The organism is Pseudomonas entomophila (genome assembly GCF_029478665.1).
In the GTDB taxonomy this organism is placed as follows: domain Bacteria; phylum Pseudomonadota; class Gammaproteobacteria; order Pseudomonadales; family Pseudomonadaceae; genus Aquipseudomonas; species Aquipseudomonas entomophila_F.
In genome coordinates this window covers 241,913-255,004 of record NZ_JARPQB010000001.1, presented here as the reverse complement: position 1 = coordinate 255,004, position 13,092 = coordinate 241,913, and the positions used below count along the sequence as shown (strand labels likewise).

Below are 13,092 nucleotides of genomic sequence, written 5' to 3'. Positions count from 1 at the left end.
CAAGACTCAGAACATTTGCCAGCCCCTTCGCGGGTTCACCTGCGAAGGGGCTGGCAGCCATCACACAGAAGCCGACGCCTTCAACCCCGTATCCAGGTCCTCGATCAGGTCGCGGTAGTCCTCGATCCCCATCGACAGCCGCACCAGGTTCTCGCTGATGCCCATCACGCCCTTCTGCTCCGGGCTGAGCGAGTTGTGCGACATGCTCCAGGAATGGTTGATCATGCTCTCCACGCCGCCCAGCGAGTCGGCCAGGACGAAGATCGACAGCGCCTCGACCAGGCGATTGACCGCCGCCCGGTCACCCTTGATGCGCATCGCCACCACCGCACCGCCGGTACGCATCTGGCGCTTGCTCAGCGCATGCTGCGGGTGGCTTTCCAGGCCGGGGTAGTACACCTGCTCGACCTGGGGGTGATGCTCGAGGAACTGCGCCACACGCAGGGCATTGGCGCTCTGGCGCTCCATGCGCACGTCGAGGGTCTTGAGCCCGCGCAAGGCCAGGTAGCAGTCGAACGGCCCCTGGATCGCGCCGACCGCCATGCTGATCTTGCGCAACCGCGCCAGCAGTTCATGGTTGGCCGCCACCACCACGCCACCGGTGAGGTCGGAGTGGCCGCCGATGTACTTGCTCGCCGAGTGCATCACCAGGTCCACGCCCAGGGTGATCGGCTGCTGGTTCCACGGCGAGCAGAAGGTGTTGTCGATGCACGTCATCACGCCACGGGCACGGGCCAGGTCGCACACCGCCTTGATATCCACCAGGTGCAGCAGCGGGTTGGTCGGCGACTCGATCCAGATCAGTTGCGTGTCGGGGCGGATCGCCGCGGCCACGGCGTCGATGTCGTTGAGGTCGACGTAGGTGGTGGTCAGGCCGGAGGTGCGCCCGCGGTAGTCTTCCAGCAGGCGGAAGGTGCCGCCGTAGACCCCGTTCATCACCACCACGTGGGCGTCCTTGGACAGTAGCTCCAGCACCGTGGCGGTGGCGCTGACGCCCGAGGCGCAGGCGACCGCGCCGACGCCCTCCTCGAGTGCGGCGACACAGGTTTCATAGGCGTGTCGGGTCGGGTTGCTGACGCGGCTGTAGGCGTACTCCGGGTTGTCGTCCAGGCCGCGCTTGATGAACGAACTGGAGGTGACGATGGCCGGGAAGATGGCATTGTCGGCAACGCTGGACTGCTCGCCAGCGTGGATGGTGCGGGTGGCGAAATTGCGCGGCTTGTCGGACATGGTCGGGTCCATTGACTGAAGGTGGAAAACCGCAACTATCTCATATCCGTGGCGGGCAAGCGCCGTTGAGAACGGTCATTTCTCCAAGGGCGACAGTCAGATTCCATTAACGCTGCGCAATCGCTAATCTCTGGAAACTTTTTCCCGATTCGAGCCCCGCCACGCCATGGACAGTTTCGACCAGCACATCCTCACCCTGCTGCAGCGCGACGCCTCGATCTCGCTCAAGGACCTGGCCGAGGCGGTCAACCTGTCGACCACCCCCTGCTGGAAGCGAGTCAAGCGCCTGGAAGAGGAAGGCTACATCCGTGGCCGTGTCGTCCTGCTCGACCCCGAGCGCCTGGGGCTGGGCCTGACCGTGTTCGTCCAGCTCAAGACCCAGCGCCACGACAGTGCCTGGCTGGAACAGTTCGCGGCGACGGTGACGGCGTTCGAGGAAGTGATGGAGGTGTACCGGATGTCCGGTGACTGGGACTACATGCTGCGGGTGGTGGTGGGCGACATCGCGGCATACGACCGCTTCTACAAGAAGCTGATCACCAGTACCGACGGGCTGTCGAACATCACCTCGAGCTTTGCCATGGAGCAGATGAAATACACCACGGCATATCCGGTGTATCGCTGATCCTGGTGATCGAATCATTCACCCTGACGTGTAGGAGCGGCTTCAGCCGCGATCACCCGCAAAGCGGGTGGCAGGCACCGCGGTGCCTGCATCGCGGCTAAAGCCGCTCCTACAGAGACGGCGATCAATCCGTGGATGACGCCTGGATCAGGTTGCCGGCCTTGGCCTTTTCCAGCTTGATCGCGACGAACTTCGAGGTCGGCGTGTAGGTCCCCTCGCCATAGCTCTCCAACGGCACCAGCGGGTTGGTCTCCGGGTAGTAGGCCGCCGCCTGCCCTTGCGGCACGTCATAGGCCACCAGGCGGAACCCCGACACCCGCCGCTCGCGGCCATCCTCCCACAGCGATACCAAGTCCACCTGCTCGCCCGGCTCGAAGCCCAGCCGGCGGATGTCCGCCTCGTTGACGAACACCACCTCGCGCAGGCCGAACACACCGCGATAGCGGTCATCCAGCCCGTACAACGTAGTGTTGTACTGGTCGTGGGAACGCAGGGTCTGCAGGATCAGGTCGGGTTTGTCGCCACGGGCCAGCACCTGGGCGTTGACCAGTTGCTCCGGCAACGGGCTGGGCGTGAAACGTGCCTTGCCGGTGGCGGTGCGGAAGTTGCGATCGGCGGCGTTGTTGCCCAGGTGGAAACCGCCGGGGTGTTGCAGGCGCTCGTTGAACTCGCTGAAGCCCGGAATGACGTCGGCGATCATGCTGCGGATGCGACCGTAGTCGGCAATGGCATATTCCCAGTCGATCGGTTTGTTGCCCAGGGTCGCCTTGGCCATGCCGGCGACGATCGCCGGCTCCGAACGCAGGTGCGCCGAGCGCGGTTTCAACTGGCCGTGGGAGATGTGCACCATGCTGAAGGTGTCCTCCACCGTCACGCCTTGCGGGCCTTCGCCCTGGATATCGATCTCGGTGCGCCCCAGGCACGGCAGGATCAGAGCATCTCGCCCAGTGACCAGGTGCGAACGGTTGAGCTTGGTGGAAATCTGCACGGTCAACTCACAGTTGCGCAGCGCCGCGTGGGTGCGCGGAGTATCCGGAGTGGCCTGGGCGAAGTTGCCGCCCAGCCCGATGAACACCTTGGCCCGCCCCTCCTCCATGGCCTTGATCGCCAGCACGGCGTTATGGCCATGCCCGCGCGGCACCTTGAACTGGAAACGCTTTTCGATGGCATCAAGCAGTTGTGTCCTGGGTTTCTCGTCGATGCCCATGGTGCGGTCGCCCTGCACGTTGCTGTGGCCACGCACCGGTGACAGGCCGGCACCCGGCTTGCCGACGTTGCCGCGCAGCAGTTGCAGGTTGACGATCTCCTGCACGGTCGGCACCGAGTGGCGATGCTGGGTGACGCCCATGGCCCAGCACATGATTACCCGCTCAGCCTTGCGGTACATGCGCGCGGCCAGCTCGATCTCGGCCTTGCTCAGGCCGGACTGCTCGACGATGTGTTCCCAGGGCGTGGCGTCGACCACGGCCAGGTAGGCCTCGACATCGCTGGTGTGTTCAGCGATGAAGGCGTGATCGAACACGGGCGGCTCATCGTTCAACTGTGCCTCGCGCTCCCATTGCAGGAGATACTTGGCGATCCCGCGCATGGCCGCCATGTCGCCGCCCAGGGCTGGGCGGAAGTAGGCGGTGTTGGTCGGTTCGGAGCCGTTGCTGAGCATCTCGAACGGGTGCTGCGGGTGCTGGAAACGCTCCAGGCCACGCTCCTTGAGCGGGTTGAAGCAGACCACCTGGGCACCGCGCTTGACCGCCTCGCGCAGCGGTTCGAGCATGCGTGGGTGGTTGGTGCCGGGGTTCTGGCCGATGACGAAGATCGCGTCGGCCAGTTCCAGGTCATGGAACACCACGGTGCCCTTGCCCACGCCCAGGGTCTCGGCCATGCCCACGCCACTGGCCTCATGGCACATGTTCGAGCAGTCGGGGAAGTTGTTGGTGCCGTAGGCACGCACGAACAGCTGGTAGAGGAACGCCGCCTCGTTGCTGGCCCGGCCAGAGGTGTAGAATTCGGCCTGGTCGGGCGACGCGAGGCCGTTCAGGTGTTTGGCGACCAGGGCGAAGGCCTCGTCCCAGCTGGTCTCGACGTAATGGTCGGTGGCCGCGTCGTAGCGCATCGGGTGGGTCAGGCGGCCCTGGTACTCCAGCCAGTAGTCGGTCTGCTCGAGCAGCGCGCTGACGCTGTACTTGGCGAAGAACGCCGGGTCCACCGAGCGCCCGGTGGCTTCCCAGTTGACCGCCTTGGCACCGTTCTCGCAGAACTTGACCATGTCGCTTTCCGGCGACTCGCCCCAGGCGCAGCCGGGGCAGTCGAAGCCGCCGTTCTGGTTGGTCTTGAGCATGGCCCGCAGGTTCTTGAAGGCGTTCTCGCTGCCCAGCCAGCTCTTGGTCACGCTCTTGAGCGCGCCCCAGCCGGCGGCCGGCCCCTTGTAGTCCCTGATGTGTTCGTCCTGGCTCATGTTCTGTATGTTCCGCGCGGTGTTTTTTCCAGCCTAAGAACCGGCCCCGGGTGCGTCCAATCGAAATAAGTGAAGGCGTGATAAACCGTCTCGATCATGGCGCCAAAGCCACGGCTTGCAGGGCCTGGGGCCGTGATAGAGGAGACTGATCGAATGGTCGGGGAAAGCAATTTGACGCCAGGGGACGCAAGTAATAGCTTGAACCTTGTCTGCGGCTTTTCGCCGCCCCAACTCCCTTCACAGCCGAGCGCGAACGTGGAAAAGAACCCCCAGGCCCTGGTCGACGGTTTCAACCGCAAAGTCGATTACCTGCGGATGTCGGTCACCGACCGCTGTGACTTCCGCTGCGTCTATTGCATGGCCGAGGACATGCAGTTCCTGCCGCGCCAGCAGATCCTCTCGCTCGAAGAGCTGTATCAGGTCGCCGAGCGTTTCGTGGCCCTGGGTACCCGCAAGATCCGCCTGACCGGTGGCGAGCCGCTGGTGCGCCAGGGCATCGTCGAGCTGTGCGGGCGTATCGCCGCCCTGCCCGGTCTGCGCGAACTGTGCCTGACCAGCAACGGCTCGCAACTGCCACGCCTGGCACAACCGCTGTTCGATGCCGGCGTCTCCAGGCTGAACATCAGCCTCGACAGCCTTGACCCCGACCGCTTCCGCGCCCTCACCCGCACCGGCGACCTCAAGCAGGTGATCGCCGGCATCGACGCCGCGCGTGCCGCCGGTTTCCGCCGCACCAAACTCAACGCGGTGGTGCTCAAGGGCCGCAACGACGACGAGATCGTCGACCTGGTGCGTTTCGCCATCGACCGTGAACTGGACATTTCTTTCATCGAGGAAATGCCACTGGGCGTGATCAGCGAGCATGAGCGTGGGGAATCCTTCTGCTCCAGCGACGATGTGCGCAACCGCCTGGCCGAGCACTTCACCCTGGTCGAGTCGGCCGAATCCTCCCAGGGCCCGGCCCGTTACTGGCGCCTGGCCGAAGCCCCCACCACCCGGGTCGGCTTCATTTCGCCCCACAGCCACAACTTCTGCGCCACCTGCAACCGCGTGCGCCTGACCGTCGAAGGCCGCCTGCTGCTGTGCCTGGGCAACGAGCATTCCGTGGACCTCAAGCAGGTCCTGCGCCAGCACCCCGGCGACACTGCGCGCCTGGAAAAGGCCATCCGCGACGCCATGCAGCTCAAGCCCTACCGCCACCATTTCGAAGTGGGCGGCGAGGTGCAGATCCTGCGTTTCATGAACATGACCGGCGGCTGATCGGCCGCCTCTGGAACCGCCTTGATCGTCCACCCACGCCCCGACATGCTGCGTGTGCTGTTCACCCTCAAAGGTTCGATCGTCCAGCGCATTGCCTTGCGCTGCCTGGGGGTGACCCTGCTGGCGGCACTGATCGTGCTCATCGAGCGCCACTACCCGGCGTTGTTCTATCCGGTCAGCGCCACCCCCTTCACCCTGCTCGGGCTGTCGCTGTCAATCTTCATGAGCTTTCGCAACAACGCCTGCTACGACCGCTGGTGGGAGGGGCGCAAGGCCTGGGGCAGGATGATCATCGAGGTGCGCTCGTTCGTACGCGAGAGCGTGGTGATCGAGGACGAACAGTTGCGCGCGCGGATGTTGCGCAGCCTGTGTGGCTTTGCCCATGCCCTCAACGCCCGGCTGCGCAACGAGGAAGAACTGCCCCTGGCCCGCACCTGGCTGGCTGAAGAGGCACAGGTCACGGCGCACAATGTCTGCGATGGCATCCTGCGCGAAATCGGCGCGCAATGTTCAGGGCTGGCAAAGGAGGGCGCGATCAGCGAGTTCCGCTACACCGTGCTGGAACAGCGCCTGACCGGCCTGTCGGAGGTCCAGGCCACCTGCGAGCGGATCAAGGGCACGCCGCTGCCGTTCCCCTATACCCTGCTGCTGCACCGCACCATCTACATCTTCTGCCTGCTGCTGCCGTTCGCCCTGGCCGAGCCGCTGGGCTGGTTGGCACCGCTGTTCACCACCATCGTCAGCTACACGTTCTTCGGCCTGGATGCGATCGGCAACGAACTGGAAGACCCGTTCGGGCGCGATGAGAACGACCTGCCGACCGACGCCATGGTGCGCACCATCGAGCGCGATGTGCTGGCGGCGCTGGGGCATGAGCCGCTGCCACCGGCGCTGGAGCCGGTGGATCATGTGCTGAGTTGATGCAGCCAGGCCTTGGCAGGCCTCTGTAGGAGCGGCTTCAGCCGCGATCACCCGCGACGCGGGTGCCACACGCTGCGGTGTCTGCATCGCGGCTAAAGCCGCTCCTACAGAGGTCAGCCGCGGCTCTCGCAGGCCGCGATCGGCTTCAGGTGCGCCACGAAATTGCACGGCCGGTGCCGCGCATCCAGCTGCTCGGCCAGGATCCCCTCCCAGGCCGTGCGACAAGCGCCGGTCGAACCCGGCAGGCAGCACACCAGGGTGCCGTTGGCCAACCCAGCCAACGCCCGGCTCTGCACGGTCGAAGTGCCGATATCAAGAATCGACAGCGCGCGGAACAGCTCGCCAAAGCCATCGATACGCTTGTCCAGCAGGCAACCCACCGCCTCGGGCGTGCTGTCGCGCCCGGTAAAGCCGGTGCCGCCGGTGATCAGCACCACCTGCACCTGCTCGTCGGCGATCCAGGTGGCGACCTGGGCGCGGATCTTGTACAGGTCGTCCTTGAGCAGCACCCGGTCGACCAGGCGGTGGCCGATCTGCACTGAACGCGTGGCCAGCAGCTCGCCGGAAGTGTCGTTGTCAAACGTGCGGGTATCGCTGACGGTCAGCACGGCAATGTTGAGCGGCACGAACACCGCATCCGGTTTCACACTCATGGGTCTGCTCCAGGATGGTCAACGCACCACGTTAGAACCAAGCCCCGGCAGCGTCCAATCGATAGGACGAACCACATGATCAAGGGGCTCTATCACCGCATGATCAACGCCCTCTATCAAGCGGTCACCATTAAAGATTGGCCAGCCCGCGCGGAGTTGGTTAAGGTCGCGGAACCCGCCCACCCCGCTCGCCAGGCCGCCCCATGGACATCAAGCAGCTCAAGTTCCTCATCGCCCTCGACCAGACCCGCCACTTCGGCCAGGCCGCGGCGCTGTGCCACATCACCCAGCCCACGCTGTCCATGCGCCTGCGCAACCTGGAGGATGAGCTCGACCTGGTGCTGGTCAAGCGCGGCCAGCGCTTCGAGGGCTTCACCGAAGCCGGCGAACGTATCCTGGCCTGGGCCCGCACCCTGCTCGCCGCCCATGACGGGCTGCAGGCCGAGGCCGCCAGCTGCCGCGGCCAGGTGGTCGGCAGCCTGCGCCTGGGCACCGTGCCGCTGGCCAGCTTCAACCCCATGCAACTGCTGATGCCCCTGCGCGCAAAATACCCCGAGCTGAACTTCCAGCTCTCGTCGCTGAGCTCCGAACAGATCATCGACGGCCTGAGCCGCAACCAGCTCGACCTGGGCATCTGCTACCTCGACCAGGTCAATGCCAGCTTCTTCGAAGTGATCGAGTTGAGCACCACCACCATGGGCCTGCTGCACGACACCCGGCACTTCGGTTTCGACACCGACACGCTGCGCTGGGATGAACTCGGCGAGATCCCGCTGGGCCTGCTGAGCAAGGGCATGCACTACCGCCAGTCCCTGGACCTGAGTTTCCGCAGCCGCGGCCTGGAGCCCAACGCAGTGCTGGAAAGCGACTCGACCTTCCAACTGATCCAGGCCATCAACGCCGGCGTGTGCTGCGCGATCATGCCACTGGATTGCGGGCTGGAAGCGCTCAGCGCGCACATGCGTATCATCCCCGTGGCCGACGCCAGCATCCACAGCCCGGTCGGCCTGTTGCTGCGCCGCAGCGAACCTCGGTCGGCGATTGCCGAGCAGTGCTTCGACGAAGCTCGCGCACTCTTTCAGGCTTCCTGACCTGTCGTGGCCTGCCGGTACTGCCTGGGGGTGAAGCCGGTCAGTTGCTTGAACTGTCGGCTGAACGCGCTGTGGTCGGTATAGCCGCAACGCAGCGCCACTTCGATGATCGGCAAGTCGCTGTGCAGCAGTTGGTGGGCGTGTTCCAGGCGAGCCTTGTGGATCATCTGCCGGGGCGTGAGGTGGAAAACCCGCTTGCAGTAGCGCTCCAACTGCGCCACCGAGATCCCGGCGAGACGGGTCAACTCGCCCATGCTGATCGGCTGGTGGAAGTGCGCGCGGATATGCGCATCCACGGCGGCCAGGCGCTGGTAGGCGGGGTGAGTGTCGGCGGCTGATTGCAGGTCTAGGGAAATGCCCACCAATCCAATGATCCTGCCGCTCGGGTCATGCAACGGGCGTTTGTGGGTCAGGCACCAGCCCGGCTCGCGGCTGCCGTACAAGTGCAGTTCCAGTTGATCCTCCAGCACCAGGCCCTGCTCCAGCACTCGACGATCCTGCTCGGTGTAGCCAGGGCCCAGCCGTGCCGGGAACACCTCGGCGCTGGTCTTGCCCAGCAAGGGTTGCAACTGCTTGAGGCCGCAGCGCTGGACCAGCGTGCGGTTGGCCAGCACGTAGCGGGCCTGGTCATCCTTGATGAAGATCGCCGCGTTGGTGATCACATCGAGCATCGGCAACAGCCAGACCACACCATTGAGCAAAGCCTCCAGGGATTCGGGGCGGTGCTGGTCGAGGGTCTGGTACAGGGTTGCCAGTGAGTCGCGTGACATTGAATCGGTTCTCCGGTGACGGTACCGGCCTATTCGCGGGGCGAGCCCGCTCCTACAGGGATCGCGGCGATCTCGAGGCAAGCGCCGCACCTGTAGGAGCGGGCTTGCCCCGCGAAAGGGCCAGCGCTGCCACTGCATCTCTCCAGCCCTTGCCGGGCATGCAATCCAGCCTATCCAGCCGCCCCCCCAATCCGCCAGCCTTTTCTTCAACTGTGCCGATTTCGTCACTCTCTCTGCAGAAAACCATCAAGAACCAACGCCCCGATCAGCCCACTCTATGCCCCACGCAAGCCGCCCCATGACCTACAAGAGCGCGGCCGACCAAGCCGCATCGTGACATCAGACCTGCCTATCCAAAACCTACAAAAAGGCGACCCCATGTCAGGCAAATTCAAGAAACAGCTGTCATTGCTGGACCTCACCTTCATCGGCCTCGGCGCCATCTTCGGCTCCGGCTGGCTCTTCGCCGCCAGCCACGTCTCGGCCATCGCCGGCCCGGCCGGCATCCTCTCCTGGTTCCTCGGCGGCTTCGCCGTGCTGTTGCTGGGTATCGTCTACTGCGAACTGGGCGCCGCCCTGCCCCGCGCCGGTGGCGTGGTGCGCTACCCGGTGTACTCCCACGGCCCGCTGCTGGGCTACCTGATGGGTTTCATCACCCTTATCGCCTTCTCCAGCCTGATCGCCATCGAAGTGGTCGCCTCGCGCCAATACGCCGCGGCCTGGTTTCCCGGGCTGACCAAGGCCGGCTCCAGCGACCCGACAGTGCTCGGCTGGCTGGTGCAGTTCGCCCTGCTGTTGCTGTTCTTCGTGCTCAACTACCGCAGCGTGAAGACCTTCGCCAAGGCCAACAACCTGGTCAGCGTGTTCAAGTTCATCGTGCCGTTGCTGGTGATCGGCGTGCTGTTCAGCTTCTTCAAACCGGAGAACTTCTCGGTCCAGGGCTTCGCCCCGTTCGGCCTGTCCGGCGTGGAAATGGCCGTGTCGGCCGGCGGTATCATCTTCGCCTACCTGGGGCTCACGCCGATCATCTCGGTGGCCAGCGAAGTGAAGAACCCGCAGCGCACCATCCCCATCGCGCTGATCCTCTCGGTGCTGTTGTCCACCGCCATCTACGCGCTGCTGCAACTGGCCTTCCTCGGTAGCATCCCGACCGAAATGCTGGCAAACGGCTGGGCCGGGGTGACCAAGGAACTGGCCCTGCCCTACCGCGACATCGCGCTGGCCCTGGGTGTCGGCTGGCTGGCCTACCTGGTGGTGGCGGACGCGGTGATCTCGCCCAGCGGCTGCGGCAACATCTATATGAACGCCACCCCGCGCGTGGTCTATGGCTGGGCGCAGACCGGCACCTTCTTCAAGTACTTCACCCGCATCGACGAGCAGTCCGGCATCCCACGCCCGGCGCTGTGGCTGACCTTTGGCCTGGCGGTGTTCTGGACCTTGCCGTTCCCGTCCTGGGAAGCCCTGATCAATGTGGTGTCGGCCGCCCTGGTGCTGAGCTACGCCGTGGCCCCGGTGTCGGTCGCCGCCCTGCGGCGCAGCGCCCCGAACATGCCTCGGCCGTTCCGGGTCAAGGGCATGGGTGTGCTCGGGCCACTGTCGTTCATCATCGCCGCGCTGATCGTCTACTGGTCGGGCTGGAACACCGTGTCCTGGCTGCTGGCCCTGCAGATCGTGATGTTCGTGCTGTACCTGCTGTGCCGCCGGTTCGTGCCCACCGAGCACTTGTCGCTGGGCCAGCAGGTGCGCTCGTCGGCCTGGCTGATCGGCTTCTACGCCGTGACCATTTTCCTGTCCTGGCTGGGCAGCTTCGGTGGCCTGGGGGTGATCGGGCACCCGTTCGACACCTTGGTCGTGGCTGCCAGCGCGCTGGGGATCTACTACTGGGGCGCGGCCACTGGCGTGCCAGCGCGGCTGGTGCGGCTGGATGGCGAGGATGAGAGCGAGGCCAGTACACAGCCTCAAGCAGCCCATCGCCCCGCAGCCATTGCTTCTTGAAACGTGTCGGCCCTGTTCGCCTGTAGGAGCGGCTTTAGCCGCGAAAGGGCCCGAACAGACAGCACAAGACATTGCTCAACTCCAAATGGACACACTCATGAAACAGGTTCATGTCATCGACTCCCACACCGGCGGCGAACCCACCCGCCTGGTGATGAAAGGGTTCCCGGCCCTCACCGGCCGCAGCATGGCCGAGCAGCGCGACGAGTTGCGCGAACTGCACGACCACTGGCGCCGCGCCTGCCTGCTGGAGCCGCGCGGCAACGATGTGCTGGTCGGCGCGCTGTACTGCCCGCCGGTCTCGGCCGACGCCACCTGTGGGGTGATCTTCTTCAACAACGCCGGCTACCTGAACATGTGCGGCCACGGCACCATCGGGCTGGTCGCCTCGCTCCGGCACCTGGGGCTGATCGAGCCCGGCGCGCACAAGATCGACACGCCGGTCGGCCAGGTCAGCGCCACCCTGCATGACGATGGCGCAGTGACCGTCGGCAACGTGCCGTCCTACCGCTACCGCCGGCAGGTGGCGGTGGACGTACCGGAGCATGGCCTGGTGCGCGGCGACATCGCCTGGGGCGGCAACTGGTTCTTCCTGGTTTCCGACCACGACCAGCGCATCGAGCTGGACAACCGCGAAGCCCTCACCGACTACACCTGGGCCCTGCTCAAGGCCCTCGAGGCCCAGGGCATCACTGGTGAACACGGCGCCCCGATCGACCATGTCGAACTGTTCGCCGACGACGCCCATGCCGACAGCCGCAACTTCGTCATGTGCCCCGGCAAGGCCTACGACCGCTCGCCCTGCGGCACCGGCACCAGCGCCAAGCTGGCGTGCCTGGCCGCCGACGGCAAGCTCGCCGAAGGACAGGTCTGGACCCAGGCCAGCATCACCGGCAGCCAGTTCCAGGGCCGTTACGAACGCGAGGGCGATCACATCCGCCCGTTCATCACCGGCCGCGCCTACATGACCGCCGACAGCACCCTGCTGATCGACGAGCAGGATCCGTTCGCCTGGGGCATCTGACCCCGTTCATTTCCCACTGAATACCGCCTGGAGTGACAACAATGACCGACAACATCTTCACCGGCACCATGCCCGCCCTGATGACCCCCTGCACCGCCGAGCGCAAGCCGGACTTCGACGCCCTGGTACGCAAGGGCCGCGAACTGATCGACGCCGGCATGAGCGCGGTGGTGTATTGCGGCTCGATGGGCGACTGGCCGCTGCTGACCGAGGCCGAGCGCCAGGAAGGGGTCGCGCGCCTGGTGGCCGCCGGTATCCCAACCATCGTCGGCACCGGCGCGGTGAACACCCGTGAAGCGGTGTCCCATGCCGCCCACGCCGCCAAGGTCGGCGCCGCCGGCCTGATGGTCATCCCCCGGGTGCTGTCGCGCGGCGCCTCGCTGATCGCCCAGAAGCATCATTTCTCGGCAATCCTCGCGGCCGCGCCGAAGCTGCCGGCAGTGATCTACAACAGCCCCTACTACGGTTTCGCCACCCGCGCCGACCTGTTCTTCGAACTGCGTCGCGCCTACCCCAACCTGATCGGCTTCAAGGAGTTCGGCGGCGGCGCCGACCTGCGCTACGCCGCCGAGCACATCACCTCCCAGGATGACGCCGTGACCCTGATGGTCGGCGTCGACACCCAGGTAGTGCACGGTTTCGTCAACTGCAACGCCACCGGCGCCATCACCGGCATCGGCAACGCCCTGCCCCGCGAAGTGCTGCAACTGGTCAGCCTGAGCAAGCGCGCCGCCAAGGGTGACGCCAAGGCCCGGCGCCTGGCCCGGGAGCTGGAGTCGGCGCTGGCGGTACTGTCGTCGTTCGATGAGGGCTGCGACCTGGTGCTGTACTACAAGCATCTGATGGTGCTCAACGGCGACCGCGAGTACAGCCTGCATTTCAACGAAACCGACGCCCTGACCGATGCCCAGCGCCACTACGCCGAGCAGCAGTACGCGCTGTTCCGCACCTGGTACGCCAGCTGGTCGGCCGAGCAGAACCTGGCCTGACGCATACCCCATTGATTTGGCGTGCCCCCTGTAGGAGCGGCTTCAGCCGCGATCACCCGCGACGCGGGTGCCACACACCGCG

General features: G+C 65.3%; 11 protein-coding genes. 7 read left to right on the top strand and 4 right to left on the bottom strand.

All coding sequences use genetic code 11. The features are described 5' to 3' along the window. Nucleotides 1-60 precede the first annotated feature (60 nt). Entirely contained in the window at nucleotides 61-1,242 is a 1,182-nt protein-coding gene (locus P5705_RS01255; RefSeq protein ID WP_277459134.1) for a trans-sulfuration enzyme family protein, read from the bottom strand. A gap of 154 nt (nucleotides 1,243-1,396) precedes the next feature. Here P5705_RS01255 and P5705_RS01250 point away from each other — a divergent pair, with 154 nt between their 5' ends. After that, nucleotides 1,397-1,855, top strand: a complete 459-nt coding sequence (locus P5705_RS01250) for an Lrp/AsnC family transcriptional regulator (RefSeq protein ID WP_277459133.1) — start codon at nucleotides 1,397-1,399, stop codon at nucleotides 1,853-1,855. A gap of 124 nt (nucleotides 1,856-1,979) precedes the next feature. Here the strand turns inward: P5705_RS01250 and P5705_RS01245 are convergent, their stop codons facing one another. After that, a complete protein-coding gene (locus P5705_RS01245; protein ID WP_277459132.1) occupies nucleotides 1,980-4,307 on the bottom strand; it encodes an FdhF/YdeP family oxidoreductase in 2,328 nt (775 codons plus the stop codon). Between the two features lie 255 nt (nucleotides 4,308-4,562). Here P5705_RS01245 and moaA point away from each other — a divergent pair, with 255 nt between their 5' ends. Together moaA and P5705_RS01235 are read left to right on the top strand one after the other, a co-directional pair. Further along, nucleotides 4,563-5,567 (top strand): GTP 3',8-cyclase MoaA, encoded by a 1,005-nt coding sequence (gene moaA, locus P5705_RS01240; RefSeq protein ID WP_277459131.1) that lies wholly within the window; start codon nucleotides 4,563-4,565, stop codon nucleotides 5,565-5,567. Nucleotides 5,568-5,588: 21 nt separating this feature from the next. Further along, the gene (locus P5705_RS01235; RefSeq protein WP_277459130.1) at nucleotides 5,589-6,488 is read left to right on the top strand and encodes a bestrophin family protein; all 900 of its coding nucleotides are present in this window, start codon (nucleotides 5,589-5,591) and stop codon (nucleotides 6,486-6,488) included. 113 nt (nucleotides 6,489-6,601) lie between these two features. Here the strand turns inward: P5705_RS01235 and moaB are convergent, their stop codons facing one another. Beyond that, nucleotides 6,602-7,141: a molybdenum cofactor biosynthesis protein B gene (gene moaB, locus P5705_RS01230; RefSeq protein ID WP_277459127.1), complete on the bottom strand. Its 540-nt coding sequence runs from the start codon at nucleotides 7,139-7,141 to the stop codon at nucleotides 6,602-6,604. A 203-nt stretch (nucleotides 7,142-7,344) separates the two neighbouring features. On the opposite strand from moaB, the gene P5705_RS01225 reads away from it, so the two are divergent. Next, nucleotides 7,345-8,232, top strand: a complete 888-nt coding sequence (locus tag P5705_RS01225) for a LysR family transcriptional regulator (protein ID WP_277459126.1) — start codon at nucleotides 7,345-7,347, stop codon at nucleotides 8,230-8,232. On the opposite strand, the gene P5705_RS01220 is transcribed toward P5705_RS01225, so the two are convergent. Continuing rightward, nucleotides 8,220-9,002: an AraC family transcriptional regulator gene (locus P5705_RS01220; RefSeq protein WP_277459125.1), complete on the bottom strand. Its 783-nt coding sequence runs from the start codon at nucleotides 9,000-9,002 to the stop codon at nucleotides 8,220-8,222. The genes P5705_RS01225 and P5705_RS01220 overlap by 13 nt on opposite strands. A 378-nt stretch (nucleotides 9,003-9,380) precedes the next feature. Here P5705_RS01220 and P5705_RS01215 point away from each other — a divergent pair, with 378 nt between their 5' ends. The 3 genes from P5705_RS01215 to P5705_RS01205 all read left to right on the top strand — a co-directional run bounded on the left by P5705_RS01215 (nucleotide 9,381) and on the right by P5705_RS01205 (nucleotide 13,010). Further along, the gene (locus tag P5705_RS01215) at nucleotides 9,381-10,997 is read left to right on the top strand and encodes an APC family permease (RefSeq protein WP_277459124.1); all 1,617 of its coding nucleotides are present in this window, start codon (nucleotides 9,381-9,383) and stop codon (nucleotides 10,995-10,997) included. Nucleotides 10,998-11,094: 97 nt separating this feature from the next. Continuing rightward, a complete protein-coding gene (locus P5705_RS01210) occupies nucleotides 11,095-12,021 on the top strand; it encodes a 4-hydroxyproline epimerase (protein WP_277459121.1) in 927 nt (308 codons plus the stop codon). Nucleotides 12,022-12,062: 41 nt separating this feature from the next. Then, complete coding sequence (locus P5705_RS01205) at nucleotides 12,063-13,010, top strand: dihydrodipicolinate synthase family protein (protein ID WP_277459119.1); 948 nt, start codon at nucleotides 12,063-12,065, stop codon at nucleotides 13,008-13,010. Nucleotides 13,011-13,092 lie beyond the last annotated feature (82 nt).